We start from the raw sequence: 14,652 nt of genomic DNA on the forward strand, positions 1-14,652 counted from the left end.
AGATCGCGGGCTTCTAAGGAGCGCAGATGGCGGAAGCGAAAAAGGGCAGCATGGGGTTCTGGAGCTGCACCGCGCTGGTGGTTGGCAACATGGTGGGGTCGGGGGTGTTCCTGTTGCCGTCGAGCCTGGCCGCGTTCGGCGGGCTCAGTCTGTTCGGCTGGCTGGTGTCGAGCACCGGGGCCGTGATCCTCGCCTTCACCTTCGCCCGGCTGGCGCGGCTCAACCCTGGAGCTGGCGGGCCATACGCCTATACCCGTGACGGCTTCGGCAGCTTCGCCGGCTATCTCTGTGCCTGGACGTACTGGAAAGCCGCCTGGATCGGCAACGCCGCCATCGCCGTCACGCTGGTCGGTTATCTGCGGGTTTTCATTCCGGCACTGGCCGACCCGCTGCTGATGGTCGCCACGGCCATCGGCGCCATCTGGCTGTGCACCCTGATCAACCTGCGCGGCATCACCGCCTTTGCCGTGGTGCAGAACTGCTTGACCGCGCTCAAGCTGATCCCGCTGCTGCTGGTGGGCATTCTCGGCTGGTTCCACTTCAACCCCGACTACCTGACCATCCCGGCGCCCAGCGAGCTGCCGAACATGGGCTATGCCCAGGCCATCGCCACCACGGCAGCGCTGACGCTCTGGTCGTTCATCGGCCTGGAATCGGCCACTGTGCCGGCGGACGATGTGCGCGACCCGAAGAAGACCATCCCCCGCGCCACGCTGTTCGGCACCCTGGCGGCTGCCGCGGTGTACATCCTGTCGATCACCGCCGTGCAGGGCCTGATGCCGCCGGAAGTGCTGGCCAAGTCCACGTCGCCGTTCGCTGATGCCGCGCGCATCCTGCTGGGCACCTGGGGCTATTACCTGGTGGCTGGCGGGGCAGTGATCGCCTGCCTCGGCGCGCTCAACGGCTGGGTATTGCTGCAGGGCCAGATCCCGGTGGCGCCGGCCCGCGACGGGCTGTTCCCCGAGTCCCTGGGCAAGCTCAACAAGAACGGCGCGCCGGCCAACGGCCTGCTGTCCTCCGGGCTGCTGGTCACCGCGCTGGTGATGGTCGATGGCCATGGCGAGCTGGTGGAGGTGTTCAACGTCATCATCCTGCTCGGCACCATGACGGGCGTCGTTCCCTACGCCTTCTGCACCGCCGCGCTGATCCAGATGCTGGCGGTGAAGCCCGAGTCCTTCTCCCCGCGCTCGCGCCCGCAGGTGCTGGCGATTGGTTGCCTGGGCTTCCTCTACTCGCTGTGGGCACTCTACGGCACCGGCCAGCAGGCGATCTTCTGGGGCTTCCTGGTGTTCATGGCGGGCATCCCGATGTACACCTGGCGCCAGTACCGCAACCGCGCGCAGGGGCTGCCGATGGCCGCCGGCGACTGATTGTCGCGGCGGCCACCTTCCTGTCAGATCAAGCAGTTGGTGAGCGAATTGCGAGCGGATTCACGCCCGATGCCGTGGCCTGTGTCACAGACCGCGGCATCGACTTTTGGTCTTGCCTTGTTATAGTGGCGCGATGCCAAAAATCTGTATGCGGCAACCATAAGAACTGTTGGCCCGGGCTCCAGCGGCAGCGCGCCGCACCCAGACGAGAAGCAGGGCATTCCCGAGGACATCTCCCGTGACCGAATACAAAGCCTTCCGCGTTGAACTGGCGGACAAGATCGCCCATGTGCAGATCAACCGCCCGGAAAAACTCAACGCGATGAACGCCGATTTCTGGAAGGAAATCATCGATATCTTCCAGTGGGCCGATGAAACGGATGAAGTCCGCGTCGTCGTCCTCAGCGGCGCCGGCAAGCACTTCTCCGCCGGTATCGACCTCGCCCTGCTGGCCCAGGCCGCCAGCCACCTGGGCAAGGACGTCGGCCGCAACGCCCGCGCACTGCGCAAGACCATCCTGCAGCTGCAGGGCTCCTTCAACGCCGTGGACAAGTGCAGCAAGCCGGTCCTCGCGGCAATCCAGGGCTACTGCATCGGCGGCGGCATCGACCTGATCTCCGCCTGCGACATGCGCTACTGCAGCGCGGACGCGCAGTTCTCCATCAAGGAAATCGACATGGGCATGGCAGCCGATGTCGGCACCCTGCAACGCCTGCCGCGCCTGATCGGCGACGGCATCATGCGTGAGCTGGCCTACACCGGGCGTAACGTCAACGCCGAGGAAGCGCAGCGCATCGGCCTGGTCAACAGTGTCTACGCCGACCATTCCGCGCTGCAGGACGGCGTGATGGAGCTGGCCCGGCAGATCGCCGCCAAGTCGCCGATTGCCATCCGCGGCACCAAGGAAATGATCGGCTACGCCCGCGACCACCGCGTCGAGGACGGCCTGGAATACATCGCCACCTGGAACGCCGCCATGCTGCAGTCCGCTGACCTGCAGGCCGCGATGATGGCGCACATGAGCAAGAAGACCCCCGAGTTCGCCGATTGATGTCCGTCCACTCTTCTTGCGCGCAGGAGGCGCACTAGGCCGATGGTTACTGGAGCCACGTCCCTCAGTCTGGTCCGCGACGAGCTGTTCGCGACGATGGAGGAGGCCGAGCAGAATCTCGAGCACTTCATCGCCGAGCGTCAGAACGGCAGCCTGCTGCAACATTCCGTCGATTGCCTGAGCCAGATTCGCGGCACGCTGAATCTCATCGAACTGGCCGGCGCCGAGCTGCTGGCGCAGGAAGCGCTGGACCTGGCCACCGACATTCCGACCGGGGTCAGTGAAGACCGCGACGGCCAGCTGGCAGCGCTCGGCAATGCGCTCTACGTGCTGCGCCGCTACCTGGAAAACCTCGAGGCGCACCGCCAGGAAATCCCCGAGCTGCTGCTGCCGGCGATCAACGATGTGCGCCAGGCCGCTGGCCAGCCCGCGCTGCCGGAGAGCTTCTTCTTCAGCGCGCGCCTGGACCTGCCACGCCCGCTGCGCGCCGTCACTGCGCCGCAGGTGGAAGACCCAGCCCGCGAAGTCCGCCGTCTGCGGCAGATGTACCAGGTCGGCCTGGTCGGGCTGATTCGCGAACAGAATCTCTATCCCAGCCTCAAGCTCATGGGGCGCGCACTGGGCAAGCTCGACGTACTGCTGGGCAGCGCCGCGCGCACCCGCCTGTGCTGGGTCGGCGCTGGCGCGCTGGAGTCGCTGGTGGACGCGCAGATGCTGCCGCGCAAGACGCGCAAGCAGGTGTTCTCGCGCCTGGACCGCGAACTCAAGCAGCTGATCGCCAACCCGCAGTACGAAGCGCCACGGCAGCTGCTCAAGGAGTTGCTGTATCTCACCACGCTGGCTGACACCAGCGGCGTGCGCGCGACCGAACTGCGCCAGGTGTTCGGCCTGGCACCGCTGCCGTTCACCGATCACCTGCTCGAAGACGAGTCGCAACGCCTGTCCGGCCCGGGCAAGTCGGTGATGCGCTCGCTGTCGGTGGCGATCCGCGAGGAACTCACGGCGGTGAAGGACCAGCTCGACCTGATCGAGCGCGGCGTGTCCCAGGCCGATGCGCTGGGCATCCTGCACACCCAGCTGGGCAAACTGGCCAAGACCCTGGGCATGGTCGGCCTGAATTCCGCTGCCACTTCGCTGCAGCACCAGCACGGCGTAGTCGCCGGCTGGGTCGCCAAGGGCTCGGTGGACGAGCCTGCCGCCCTCAACTCCCTGGCCGACGCGCTGCTCTACGTCGAGAGCATGGTCGGCAACCTGGAGCGTGGCGAGCGCATGAGTGCGCGTCCGGCGCCGATGGGTGAGGATGACTCCTTCGCCGTGCACCAGCTCGCCGAAGCGCGCATTGTGGTGATCGACGAGGCCCAGGCGGGACTGGCGTTGGCCAAGCGCGCGATCACCGCCTACCTGGAATCCAATGGCGACAAACTTCACCTGGCCAACGTGCCGATCAGCCTGCAGGCAGTGCGCGGCGGCCTGTGGTTCCTCGGCCAGGAGCGCGCGGCATTGCTCGTGGGTGCCTGTGCCGATTACATTCAGGGGCAGATGATCGAGACGACCCAGATGCCGTCCGAGCAGATGCTGGAAACCCTGGCGGATGCGCTGACCGGCCTGGAGTACTACCTGGAGGGTGGAGCCATGATGCGGCCTGAAGGCCAACCCGACGTCCTCGACGTCGCCAGCGAGAGCGTCAAGGCCCTGGGCCTGACGGTGGCAGCCTGATGCGCACCGGGCGCTGGGAGTCCTCGATGTTCGAGGTCGCTGCCAACGGCGGCTGGGCGCTTGCCCACTGCCAGCAGCAGTTCCTCGCCGACAGCAACGGCGTGCTGTTCCCCCGTGACTGGCTCAAGCGCCAGGATCTCTCGGTGCTTTCCGAGCACGCCGTCGGCCAGTTCGACGGCGAACCGGTGTACCTGCTGGAAATCGACCGTACCGACCCGCTGGAAGGCGCCAGCTGGATCGGCCTGCGCCAGTTCATGATGCAGGCCGAGGAAGACATCTTCGCCATGCTCGGCTTCGCCAGCCAGATCGGCATCTGGTGGCGGCAGAACCGCTTCTGCGGCAGCTGCGGCCAGCCCAGCCTGCGCATGCCCCGTGACCGCGCCATGCACTGTGAAAGCTGCGGCATCCAGCGCTACCCGCTGCTGTCGCCGAGCATGATCGTCCTGGTGACCCGTGGCGATGAGGTACTGCTGGCACGTTCGCCGCGCTTCGTGCCGGGGATGTACAGCACCCTGGCCGGCTTCGTCGAGCCGGGCGAGTCGGTGGAGCACTGCGTTGCGCGCGAGGTGCGCGAAGAGGTGGGCGTCGAGATCGGCAATATCCGCTACATGGGCAGCCAGCCCTGGCCGTTCCCGCATTCGCTGATGTTCGGCTACCACGCCGAGTACGTCAGCGGTGAGATCGTCATGCAGCCGGACGAGATCGAGGACGCCCGCTGGTTCCACGTCGACGAGCTGCCGCGCCTGCCGGCCGAGCGCTCGATCGCCCGCTACCTGATCGAGGTCTACCTGGCGCGCCGCGCCGGTCGTCCCGATCCTGTCCTGCCCGGCGGCGCCTGATTCCAGGCGCTGCTCCGGCCTCCCTCAGGCCGCGGCGGTGAACCAGTGCTGCCAGGCCAGGCGCACGGTCAAGGCGAGTACCACCAGGATGAATACCGGACGGATGAATTTGGCGCCGCCGCCAATCGCCGTGCGCGCGCCGAAGTAGGCGCCGATCATCAGCGAACTGCCCATGCACAGACCCATCAGCCAGACCACCTGACCCGAGGCGATGAACACCGCCAGCGCGACTATGTTGCTGACGAAGTTCATGCTGCGCGCCACACCGCTGGCGCGGACCAGGTCGAGCGGGTACATCAGCAGGGTGCTGACGGTCCAGAAGGCGCCGGTTCCTGGGCCTGCCACGCCGTCGTAAAAGCCCAGTCCGAGGCCTTGCGGCCACTGGCGGCCCTGGGCGATTTGCGGATTGGCGTCCAGAGGCGCTTCGGGCGTCTTGCCGAACAGCAGGTACAGGCCGCAGCCGAAGACCACCACCGGCAGCATGCGGTTGAGCCATTCCGCCGGCATCAGGTGCGCGGCCCAGGCGCCGAGCGCTGCGCCGATGGCTGTGGCGATCAGGCCCTTGCGCCACTGGCGCGGCTGGAACAATTTGCGCCGATAGAAGGTGTAGCTGGCCACGGCGGCGCCGAAGGTCGAGCTCAGCTTGTTGGTGCCCAGCGCTAGGTGCGGAGGGACGCCGGCAGTGAGCAGGGCAGGGATGGTCAGCAGGCCACCGCCTCCGGCGATGGCGTCGATGAAGCCGGCAAGGAAGGCGACGCCGGCGAGAATGACGAGGGTGGTCGGGTCTACGACGAGTTCGAAGGGCATGGGGTTGGCCTTGATCGGGGGCCCGTGGCGCCACTCTCTCGTAAAGAATGGTGCGCGGGAAACGTTAACGGGCCCGAAAGCTGCGACGGTCTGGCTGGCCGTGCAGGTACGCGGTGCGCATAATGCCGGCATTTCTACGAGGAAGGAAATCATTCGATGCAGTACGACGGTCTGGCCTGGGTCGTTGCCTTCCTGGCGCTGTTGGCCCTGGTGGTAGCCGCCCGCATTCTGTTCGACCGTCACTGGTTCCTCGGCTGGCTGCGGGGTACGGCGGGCATGCTGTTCGTGGCCGTGGCCGCACTGGTGGCGCTGGTGGCCTGGGACCTGCGCAGCTACGACCGGCTACCGGCAGAGCGCCCGCTGGCGACGCTGAGCTTCCACAAGGTCGGTGAGCAGCGGTATGACGTGACGTTGCTGCAGGGTGATGACGAGCGTCGTGTTGAACTGGCCGGCGACCTCTGGCAACTGGATGCGCGGGTGCTGGAATGGAAAGGCCTGGCGCGGCTGATAGGGATGGTGCCGGGTTATCGCCTGCAGGACCTCAGCGGCCGCTTCCTCGCTGTCGAGCAGCAGAGCCTGGGGCGCAAGGTGGCGCTGGCGGACGACGTGCTGGGTCTCGATCTGTGGCGATGGCTGCGCGACGGCCAGCATGACCTGCTGACCTTCGTGCCCAAGGCGGGCCGGGTGAACTACCTGCCGCTGGCCGACCAGGCTGTTTTCGCGGTGCGTTACGGGGCCGGCGGGCTGACCGCTGAGCCGATGAATGCGGCGGCGAACCAGGCTCTCAAGGATTGGCAGTGAGCCAGGAGCAACTGGTTTCCTCTGTGAAGTCTGTGCGCCTCATTCCCTCAACCAACCCTCTCCCAGGGGGAGAGGGGGCAACTCGTGCCGGCTGGCACTGTGGTGTCATCCTGCACCAAACAGTCCCCTCTCCCGCTTGCGGGAGAGGGTTAGGGTGAGGGGCTTTTGATCTTGTCTGAGCGAGCCCAATCCTCACCAAAGAAAAAGGGAGCCAACCGGCTCCCTTTTTCGTTCCCGCGATAACGCTTAGGCGAGGAAGCCGCCGTCCACGTTCAGCGTCACACCGGTGGTGTAGCTGGAGGCATCGCTGGCGAGGTACAGCACGGCACCGGCCATCTCGCTCGGATCGGCCACGCGCTTGAGCGGGATGCGCTGCAGGGCGACGTTGCGAATGGCATCGTTGCTCACCAGCGCCGAGGCGAACTTGGTGTCGGTCAGGCCCGGCAGCAGGGCGTTGCAGCGGATGTTGAACTGCGCGCATTCCTTGGCGAAGACCTTGGTCATGCTGATTACCGCAGCCTTGGTTACCGAGTAGATGCCCTGGAACTCGCCCGGGGTGACGCCGTTGACCGAGGCGACGTTGATGATGCTGCCGCCGCCGTTGGCCTTCATCAGCTTGCCGCCTTCGATGGACATGAAGTAGTAGCCGCGGATGTTCACGTCGACGGTCTTCTGGAAGGCCGACAGGTCGGTGTCCAGCACATTGCAGAACTGCGGGTTGGTGGCGGCGTTGTTGACCAGGATGTCCAGGCGGCCGAACTGCTCGCGGATCTGTGCGAAGACGGCCTGGATCTGCTCCATCTCGCCGATGTGGCAGGCAATCGCGGTGGCCTTGCCGCCGGCGGCGACGATTTCGTCAGCCACGGCCTGGCAGCCGTCGATCTTGCGGCTGGAGACGATCACGTGGGCACCCTGCTGGGCCAGCAGCTTGGCGATGGCCTCGCCGATACCGCGGCTGGCGCCGGAGACGAAGGCAATCTTGCCTTCGAGGTCGAACAGTTGGGTCTTGGACATGGGGGTTCTCCTTGTTCTGGGGCGCCGTTACAGGCGGGACTTGCCGATGACCTGCAGGCTCACCTGCTCCAGCAGCTTGTTGGCGTGGATGAAGGTGGCGAAGCGCTTGTCCTGGGTCTGGCCGTGGAAGAAGCGGTAGTAGATCTGCTGCATGATGCCGGCCAGGCGGAACAGGCCGTAGGTGTAGTAGTAATCGAGGTTGTCGATCTGGATGCCGGCGCGCTCGGCGTAGTAGTCGGCGAACTGCTGGCGGGTCAGCATGCCCGGCTCGTGGCTGGGCTGACGGCGCAGCATCTGCATCGGCTGCGGGTCGCCCGCTTCGATCCAGTAGGCGAGGGTGTTGCCCAGGTCCATCAGCGGGTCGCCGATGGTGGTCATCTCCCAGTCGAGCACGCCGATGATCTGCATCGGGTTGTTCGGGTCGAGGATGACGTTGTCGAAGCGATAGTCGTTGTGGACGATGCCCGGCTTGTGGTGGTCGGCCGGCATCTTCTCGCGCAGCCACACCTTCACCTGTTCCCAGGCCGGCGCGTCGGGGGTCAGGGATTTCTCGTAGCGATCGATCCAGCCGCCGATCTGACGCTGCACGTAGCCCTCGGGCTTGCCCAGGTCACCCAGGCCGCAGGCGTTGTAGTCGACGTTGTGCAGGTCGACGAACTTGTCGATGAAGCTCTTGCACAGCGCGGTGGTTTTCCCGGCGTCGAGGTTCAGTTCCTTGGGCAGGTCGCTGCGCAGGATGATGCCGTTGACCCGCTCCATGACATAGAACTCGGCGCCGATCACCGACTCGTCGGTGCAGTAGGCGTACGCCTTGGGGCAGTAGGGGAAACCGTCCTTGAGCTGATTCAGGATGCGGTATTCGCGGCCCATGTCATGGGCGGACTTGGCCTTCTTGCCGAACGGCGGGCGGCGCAGGACCAGTTCCTGGTTGTCGTACTGGATCAGGTAGGTCAGGTTCGACGCGCCGCCGGGGAACTGGCTGATGCGCGGCTGACCCTGCAGGCCGGGAATGTGGTCCTTGAGGAAGCCGTCGATCACGGCGGCATCGAGTTCTTCGCCTTCGCGGGAGCGGATGGTCTGGTCGGTCAACGACATGCTGGTCCCTTTCTTGTACGGGCTTTTACGAATCGTCCCCGCGAGGGCCCAGGGCTCCTGGCGAGGTGCGCGCAGGCCGGCGTCTGTATCTTGCCCGATGGGTCGCGGCAGGATCAGGCAAAGCAATGATGGCGCCGGGTGATCATTGGCTAATCTAATGTCAGGCCTTGCCCGTCACAAGCACACAAAGCCCTTATTGGCGTTCGTGTTGGACCCCGATCAAGCTGCCTGATCCGGGTATTGCAGCGGGGCGCGGGCATAAAAAAACCGGAGCCATGGACTCCGGTTTTTCGTGCTGCGCGGGCAGGTTTTCCTCGGATCAGACCGGGAACAGTTCGCCCAGCTTCATCGCCAGCATCATGTCGCCTTCGGCGCGCAGCTTGCCAGCCATGAAGGCCTGCATGCCGTCGGTTTCGCCGCTGGTGATGCCCTTGAGGGTTTCGCTGTCCATGATCAGGGTGACGTTGGGGGACTCGGCGTCGCCCTGTACGACCTGGCAGGTACCGTCCTTGACGACCAGGTAGTGGTTGTCGCCGTCTTCGATGTTGAACTGGAACACCAGATCCAGGCCGGCGGCCGCGCTGGCGTTGAACTTGCTCTGCATGGTGGAAACGATGTCAGCAACACTCATGGTTCTATTCCTTTTCTAGGTTTTCTCGCGCGACGCTCGCGTCGCAATGGGCCGGTACTCAACGATAGGTGATGAGTTCCGGCGCCCTCAACAGTTCCAGATGCACGTGACTGTTGAAGGAAGCCAGGGCCACTTCGCTACCGCGGAACTTCAGGCGGTTGAGCGAGGTGTTGACGATCTGCCAGTTGAGTTCGAAGGCGTTCAGCGCCGGAATCCCGGTCACATGCTGGAGCACCGCGGTAATGGTGCCGCCGGAGGTGAACACGCCAATGTTGTCCTTGCCGCTGGCCGCCTCCAGCAGGCGCTGGAGGCCGCCGTGCACGGTGTCGAGGAACTCGGCCCAGCTGACCAGGCCGTCCTTGTCGTGGTCGCCGGAAACCCAGCGGGCAATCACGGTGGAGAACAGGCGCTGGAACTCGGCGCGGTGGTCGGCGGCGTTGCGCATGATGTGCAGCGCCTGCGGCTCGATCTCGAGCAGGTCCGGCAGGTGCGCGCGGATCACGGCGTCGGCTTCGAATTCGTTGAAGGCGGAGTCGATTTCCAGGATGGGGGTTTCGATCCCGGCTTCGTTCAGCCGGCCCATCACCGCTTCGGCGGTGTGGCGCTGGCGACGCAGGTCGCCGGCCACGCAGCGATCGAAGCGCAGGCCCAGGCCGGCCAAGTGTTCGCCGAGGATTTCCGCCTGGCGTACGCCAGTGGCCGAGAGCACATCGTAGTCGTCGGCACCGAATGAAGCCTGGCCATGTCGAATCAGGTAGATGCTTCCCACGCGCAGTATCCCGGCAGGGCTGAAAGTTCCGGCGAGGTTATGAGGATCACCTGGGGCTGTCAACGAAAAAACATACGCTTGTTTGAATGGCATTCGCTGGACTGATGCAGCGGTTTGCCAGCGCTGGTGGCGGGCCTGCGGCGTGGGTATGCTTGCGGGATTCGCTGCGCTCGCCTGGCGGGCTCGACCAGAATTGTAAAAGGGGATGTGAGTGGAGTTTCTAGCGGATTACGCGGGTTTCCTGGCCAAGACCTTCACCGTGGTGGTGGCCATCGTCATCGTCCTGGTGGTGATCTCCGCACTGCGCGGCCGCGGTCGTCGCGGCGGCAGCGGGCATCTTGAAGTGCACAAGCTCAACGACTTCTACAAGGAATTGCGCGAGCGCCTGCAACATAGCGTATTGGAAAAGACCAAGCTCAAGGCCCTGCGCAAATCCGAGGCGAAAAGCCTGAAGGAAGCGAAAAAGAAGAAGGGCGGCGAGAAGAACCGCGTCTATGTGCTCGACTTCGACGGCGACATCAAGGCCTCGGCCACCGAGCAGCTGCGCCATGAAGTGACCGCGCTGCTGACCCTCGCCACCCCGCGTGACGAAGTGGTGCTGCGCCTGGAGAGCGGCGGCGGCATGGTTCACGGCTACGGCCTGGCGGCCTCCCAGCTGGCGCGCATCCGTCAGGCCGGCGTACCGCTGACCGTCTGCGTCGACAAGGTTGCAGCCAGCGGCGGCTACATGATGGCCTGCATCGGCGAACGCATCCTTTCCGCACCCTTCGCCATTCTCGGCTCCATTGGCGTGGTGGCGCAGCTGCCCAACATCCATCGCCTGCTGAAGAAGCACGACGTCGATTTCGAGGTGCTCACCGCTGGCGAGTACAAGCGCACCCTGACCGTGTTCGGCGAGAACACCGACAAGGGCCGGGAGAAGTTCCAGGAAGACCTGGAAACCACCCACGAGCTGTTCAAGCGCTTCGTCGTCCACTACCGCCCGCAACTGGCCATCGACGAGATCGCCACCGGCGAGGTCTGGCTGGGTCAGGCGGCGCTGGGCAAGAAGCTGGTCGACGAGCTCAAGACCAGTGACGAATACCTGGCCGAACGCGCTCGCGAGGCGGATGTCTACCAGCTCAGTTACGTACAGAAGAAGTCCATCCAGGAGCGCTTCGGCGTGGGCGTCAGCGGCGTGATCGATCGCGTGCTGGTGACCTGGTGGGACCGCCTGGGTCGCAGCCGCTTCTGGCAATGATCGTCGTCGGGCGCCGGGATCGCGCCCGTTCCAAATTCGAAAGAGGAGGGTCGAGATGAGTGCATTCAAGGCGTTGTGGGTCACGGAGAGCGCGCATGGCGTGTATGACCTGCAGGTGGCCGAGCGGCAGGTTGCCGATCTGCCGGCGGGTGAAGTGCTGGTGCGGGTGAAGTATTCCTCGCTGAACTACAAGGATGCGCTGTCCGCCAGCGGCAACCGTGGCGTCACCCGCAAGTACCCGCACACTCCCGGCATCGATGCTGCTGGCGTGGTGGAAGAATCCTCGGTGGGCGAATTCGCCGTTGGCGACGAAGTCATCGTCACCGGCTACGACCTGGGCATGAACACCCCGGGCGGTTTCGGCCAGTACATCCGTGTGCCCGCGGCCTGGCTGATCAAGCGCCCGCAGGGCCTGTCGCTGCGCGAATCGATGATCCTCGGCACCGCCGGCCTGACCGCCGCGCTGTGCGTCGACAAGCTGGAGCGCGCTGGCGTCACGCCGTCCGCGGGCCCGATCCTGGTCACCGGCGCCACCGGCGGCGTGGGCAGTATCGCGGTGATGCTGCTGGCGCAGCTGGGCTACACCGTGGCCGCCGCCACCGGCAAGCTGGAGCAGGCCGAGCTGCTGAACCGCCTCGGCGCGCGGCAGATCCTCGACCGCGCCACCGTCTCCGATGGCGTCGACAAGCCGCTGCTGCGCGAGCAGTGGGCCGGCGCGGTGGACACCGTGGGCGGCGACATCCTGTTCAACGTGGTCAAGTCGCTGCAATACGGCGGCAGCGTCGCCTGCTGCGGCCTGACTGCCGGCGCCGCCTTCAAGGCCACCGTGCTGCCGTTCATCCTGCGCGGCGTGAACCTGCTGGGCGTCGACTCGGTAGAGCTGCCGCTGGTGGTCAAGGCGTCCATGTGGGACAAGCTGTCCCTGCAGTGGAAGCTCGACAACCTCGAAGCGGCGGTGCGCGAGGTCAAGCTCGACGACCTGCCCGCCGCCATCCACCAGATCCTTGCCGGCAAGCTGGTTGGCCGGGTACTGGTGACGCTGGACTGATCCTCTGATCGATGCCCGCGCCGGGCCTGGGTGTCAGCCCAGGTCCGGCAGCAGGTAGCCCGCCCACAGCGAATCGGCGAACTGGCTGCGGAAGAAGCCGAAGTGGCCGATGCGTTTCACGCCGATGTCCTCCGGGGCGATTCGCTTCACGGTCTTTGGCGAGCCACGGTAGAAGCCGTGCAGCGACTCGGTATTGCGGCCGGACATCATCTCGTCGTCGGTGAAGGAGATGGAGGTGATGGGCGTGCGCACCGATGAATACGCCTCGCGCACCGCACCGCCTTCCGCGCCCACCGCGTACTCCGGGTCGAGGCACCAGCGCCGCCATTGCTCGATCACCCCGCGCGGCAGGTCGCCTACCACGCCCAGGCGTTTGCCCGGGAAGTAGCCCAGCAGCGGCGTGATGGTCGGTGCCAGGCAGTACCAGAGCAGCCAGGCCTTGTGCCGCAATCCCTTGGTGTTCTCGCGCCAGTAGCCGCTGCCGGTGGCGATGGTGAAGGCGCGCTGGATGCGTTCGTTGCCACGGACGAAGGGCAGGATCTGCCCGCCCAGGCTGTGGCCGATCCAGTACACCGGCAACTCGCCAGCGGCCTCGACCACGGCGTCGAGCATGGCGCTGCAATCGTGGTTGCCCCAGGCGACGACGTTGACGTCCAGGTCGCGCAGGTGGCCGGCGCGGGACTTGCCCATGCCTACGTAGTCGAAGGTCACGGTGAGGAAGCCGCGCTCCGCCAGCCAGTTGGCGAAGGCGGTGTAGAAGCGCTGCTCGACGCCCATGGCGGGGACGATCAGCACCGCTCCGCGGGCTTCGCCGGGTGGGTAGTACCAGTGGCTGGAGAGGCTGTGGCCGTTACCGTTGTCCAGGGGGCGGGGGAGCGGGGTGATCATGGCAGCGTCCCTCAGGCCTGGCTGACGTACATGGTGATATCGGCGCGGAAGACCTTCTTGTCACCGACATAAGCCAGCACCGGTATGGTGATGTCGCCTTCCTGGTTCCAGTCGATTGCCAGGCCGTCGGCCACGGCGCGGACGTCGCCTTCGGCCTTGGCCAGGTATTCCACGGTCATACCGCGGGGAATCCAGCGGCGACCCTTGGGGATCGACACGTCGGTCAGGGTACCGGCCACCAGTTCGGCGGCGTTGCACAGGGCGATGGCGTGCACGGTGCCGATGTGGTTCAGCACTTCTCGGCGCTTGGGGAAGGTGACTTCTGCATAGCCCGGACGCAGCTCGACGAACTGCGGGGCGATGGTAGAGAAGTAGGGGGCAACCTGGCCGATCATGGCGCTGAACTGCGCCGGGCCGGCCTGTTGGAACATCTGCAGCATCTGGCTCATGGTGGCTCCGCAGGCTGATGGGGTGGGCAAGCTGGGATTGAAGAGCTGTGATTGAAGAACTGTCATTGAAGAGCGGTGCGCGCCCAGGCAGTATACGAAGATTAGAAAGTAATTCTAGAAAATTATTCTAGAATTACTTTCTGGACCGAATTCCGATACAGGACCCCCATGGCCCGACCTTCCCGCAAAGACGACATCCTCCAGGCCGCGCTGGCCTGTTTCAGTGAATCCGGCGTGGACGCCACCACCATCGAGATGATTCGCGATCGCTCCGGTGCCAGCATTGGCAGCCTCTATCACCACTACGGCAACAAGGAGCGCATCATCGGCGCGCTGTACCTGACCGGCATCGGCCAGTACGCGGCGTTGCTCGACGCCGGGCTGGAGGAGGCGAAGAGCGCCGAGGCAGTGGTGAAGCTGTTCGTCACCTCCTACATCGACTGGGTCTCGGCCAATCCGCAGTGGGCTCGCTTCATCCTGCACAGCCGCGGGCGCGTGGAAGCGGGGGAGGTGGGCGAGGAATTGCGCGAGGCCAACCGTCAGCAGGGCCGGCGTATTGCCGAGCTGCTGGCCGAACACCGCAAGGCGGGGGCGTTCAAGGCACTGTCGGCGGAGTTGTTCAACTCCGTGGTGATTGGTCCGACTCATGACTATGCGCGGAACTGGCTGGCCGGGCGGACGCGGGTGGACCTGATCGAGTGCCGTGAGCAACTGGCTCAGATCGCGTGGGACAGCGTCCGCGCCTGATACCGTGGTCGCGCAATGGCACCCGGTAGGAGCGAGCCACTAGGGGGCTCGCCAAACCGTAGGGCGAATAACCTGGAACAGGTTATCCGCCGTTGTCCCGGCTGCGGATAACGCTGGCGCGATAGGCGCCCTGCGAGAAACCGTGCCGAGCAGAAATGAAAAAGCCCCGCAGTGCGGGGCTTTTTCC

Annotated in this window: 15 protein-coding genes; 8 read left to right on the top strand and 7 right to left on the bottom strand. The window is 65.3% G+C overall.

The features are described 5' to 3' along the window. Nucleotides 1–26 precede the first annotated feature (26 nt). The 4 genes from IB273_RS00915 to nudC all read left to right on the top strand — a co-directional run bounded on the left by IB273_RS00915 (nucleotide 27) and on the right by nudC (nucleotide 4,976). On the top strand, nucleotides 27–1,370 hold the full coding sequence (locus IB273_RS00915; protein ID WP_045208363.1) for an amino acid permease: 1,344 nt from the start codon (nucleotides 27–29) through the stop codon (nucleotides 1,368–1,370). A 238-nt stretch (nucleotides 1,371–1,608) separates the two neighbouring features. After that, nucleotides 1,609–2,421, top strand: a complete 813-nt coding sequence (locus IB273_RS00920; RefSeq protein WP_138216321.1) for a crotonase/enoyl-CoA hydratase family protein — start codon at nucleotides 1,609–1,611, stop codon at nucleotides 2,419–2,421. A gap of 42 nt (nucleotides 2,422–2,463) precedes the next feature. Then, nucleotides 2,464–4,137 (top strand): ferrous iron transporter B, encoded by a 1,674-nt coding sequence (locus IB273_RS00925; RefSeq protein WP_151186572.1) that lies wholly within the window; start codon nucleotides 2,464–2,466, stop codon nucleotides 4,135–4,137. Nucleotides 4,138–4,163: 26 nt separating this feature from the next. Continuing rightward, on the top strand, nucleotides 4,164–4,976 hold the full coding sequence (nudC, locus tag IB273_RS00930) for an NAD(+) diphosphatase (RefSeq protein ID WP_412548053.1): 813 nt from the start codon (nucleotides 4,164–4,166) through the stop codon (nucleotides 4,974–4,976). Nucleotides 4,977–5,000: 24 nt separating this feature from the next. On the opposite strand, the gene IB273_RS00935 is transcribed toward nudC, so the two are convergent. Beyond that, nucleotides 5,001–5,783: a TSUP family transporter gene (locus IB273_RS00935; RefSeq protein ID WP_081516539.1), complete on the bottom strand. Its 783-nt coding sequence runs from the start codon at nucleotides 5,781–5,783 to the stop codon at nucleotides 5,001–5,003. A gap of 156 nt (nucleotides 5,784–5,939) precedes the next feature. On the opposite strand from IB273_RS00935, the gene IB273_RS00940 reads away from it, so the two are divergent. Continuing rightward, nucleotides 5,940–6,584: a hypothetical protein gene (locus IB273_RS00940; protein WP_192222968.1), complete on the top strand. Its 645-nt coding sequence runs from the start codon at nucleotides 5,940–5,942 to the stop codon at nucleotides 6,582–6,584. A 246-nt stretch (nucleotides 6,585–6,830) separates the two neighbouring features. On the opposite strand, the gene IB273_RS00945 is transcribed toward IB273_RS00940, so the two are convergent. The 4 genes from IB273_RS00945 to IB273_RS00960 form a co-directional block, all read right to left on the bottom strand. Then, nucleotides 6,831–7,598 (bottom strand): SDR family oxidoreductase, encoded by a 768-nt coding sequence (locus IB273_RS00945; protein WP_045208354.1) that lies wholly within the window; start codon nucleotides 7,596–7,598, stop codon nucleotides 6,831–6,833. A 27-nt stretch (nucleotides 7,599–7,625) separates the two neighbouring features. Next, a complete protein-coding gene (locus IB273_RS00950) occupies nucleotides 7,626–8,693 on the bottom strand; it encodes a phosphotransferase family protein (protein ID WP_081516541.1) in 1,068 nt (355 codons plus the stop codon). A 319-nt stretch (nucleotides 8,694–9,012) separates the two neighbouring features. After that, nucleotides 9,013–9,324, bottom strand: coding sequence for an SCP2 sterol-binding domain-containing protein (locus IB273_RS00955; protein ID WP_081516542.1), 312 nt, complete (start codon nucleotides 9,322–9,324; stop codon nucleotides 9,013–9,015). A gap of 58 nt (nucleotides 9,325–9,382) precedes the next feature. Beyond that, nucleotides 9,383–10,093: a histidine phosphatase family protein gene (locus IB273_RS00960; RefSeq protein WP_151186573.1), complete on the bottom strand. Its 711-nt coding sequence runs from the start codon at nucleotides 10,091–10,093 to the stop codon at nucleotides 9,383–9,385. Nucleotides 10,094–10,304: 211 nt separating this feature from the next. On the opposite strand from IB273_RS00960, the gene sohB reads away from it, so the two are divergent. Both sohB and IB273_RS00970 read left to right on the top strand, forming a co-directional pair. After that, a complete protein-coding gene (gene sohB, locus IB273_RS00965) occupies nucleotides 10,305–11,333 on the top strand; it encodes a protease SohB (RefSeq protein ID WP_192222969.1) in 1,029 nt (342 codons plus the stop codon). A gap of 55 nt (nucleotides 11,334–11,388) precedes the next feature. Further along, nucleotides 11,389–12,381 (top strand): YhdH/YhfP family quinone oxidoreductase, encoded by a 993-nt coding sequence (locus tag IB273_RS00970; RefSeq protein WP_081516545.1) that lies wholly within the window; start codon nucleotides 11,389–11,391, stop codon nucleotides 12,379–12,381. A 33-nt stretch (nucleotides 12,382–12,414) separates the two neighbouring features. On the opposite strand, the gene IB273_RS00975 is transcribed toward IB273_RS00970, so the two are convergent. Both IB273_RS00975 and IB273_RS00980 read right to left on the bottom strand, forming a co-directional pair. Then, complete coding sequence (locus IB273_RS00975; RefSeq protein ID WP_081516546.1) at nucleotides 12,415–13,269, bottom strand: alpha/beta fold hydrolase; 855 nt, start codon at nucleotides 13,267–13,269, stop codon at nucleotides 12,415–12,417. 11 nt (nucleotides 13,270–13,280) lie between these two features. Beyond that, complete coding sequence (locus IB273_RS00980; protein ID WP_192222970.1) at nucleotides 13,281–13,718, bottom strand: hotdog fold domain-containing protein; 438 nt, start codon at nucleotides 13,716–13,718, stop codon at nucleotides 13,281–13,283. Between the two features lie 168 nt (nucleotides 13,719–13,886). Between IB273_RS00980 and IB273_RS00985 the strand changes: the two genes are divergently transcribed. Further along, entirely contained in the window at nucleotides 13,887–14,465 is a 579-nt protein-coding gene (locus tag IB273_RS00985; protein ID WP_081516548.1) for a TetR/AcrR family transcriptional regulator, read from the top strand. The last annotated feature ends 187 nt before the right edge of the window (nucleotides 14,466–14,652 follow it).

The organism is Pseudomonas sp. PDM19 (assembly GCF_014852215.1).
GTDB lineage: Bacteria > Pseudomonadota > Gammaproteobacteria > Pseudomonadales > Pseudomonadaceae > Pseudomonas.

Bases quoted from the DNA above. Each gene is read 5' to 3' on its own strand.
- nudC (WP_412548053.1), top strand. From the start codon at position 4,164: ATGTTCGAGGTCGCTGCCAACGGCGGCTGGGCGCTTGCCCACTGCCAG.
- IB273_RS00970 (WP_081516545.1), top strand. From the start codon at position 11,389: ATGAGTGCATTCAAGGCGTTGTGGGTCACGGAGAGCGCGCATGGCGTG.
- IB273_RS00950 (WP_081516541.1), bottom strand. From the start codon at position 8,693: ATGTCGTTGACCGACCAGACCATCCGCTCCCGCGAAGGCGAAGAACTC.
- IB273_RS00915 (WP_045208363.1), top strand. From the start codon at position 27: ATGGCGGAAGCGAAAAAGGGCAGCATGGGGTTCTGGAGCTGCACCGCG.
- IB273_RS00925 (WP_151186572.1), top strand. From the start codon at position 2,464: ATGGTTACTGGAGCCACGTCCCTCAGTCTGGTCCGCGACGAGCTGTTC.
- IB273_RS00940 (WP_192222968.1), top strand. From the start codon at position 5,940: ATGCAGTACGACGGTCTGGCCTGGGTCGTTGCCTTCCTGGCGCTGTTG.
- IB273_RS00935 (WP_081516539.1), bottom strand. From the start codon at position 5,783: ATGCCCTTCGAACTCGTCGTAGACCCGACCACCCTCGTCATTCTCGCC.
- IB273_RS00945 (WP_045208354.1), bottom strand. From the start codon at position 7,598: ATGTCCAAGACCCAACTGTTCGACCTCGAAGGCAAGATTGCCTTCGTC.
- IB273_RS00955 (WP_081516542.1), bottom strand. From the start codon at position 9,324: ATGAGTGTTGCTGACATCGTTTCCACCATGCAGAGCAAGTTCAACGCC.
- IB273_RS00975 (WP_081516546.1), bottom strand. From the start codon at position 13,269: ATGATCACCCCGCTCCCCCGCCCCCTGGACAACGGTAACGGCCACAGC.
- IB273_RS00985 (WP_081516548.1), top strand. From the start codon at position 13,887: ATGGCCCGACCTTCCCGCAAAGACGACATCCTCCAGGCCGCGCTGGCC.
- IB273_RS00980 (WP_192222970.1), bottom strand. From the start codon at position 13,718: ATGAGCCAGATGCTGCAGATGTTCCAACAGGCCGGCCCGGCGCAGTTC.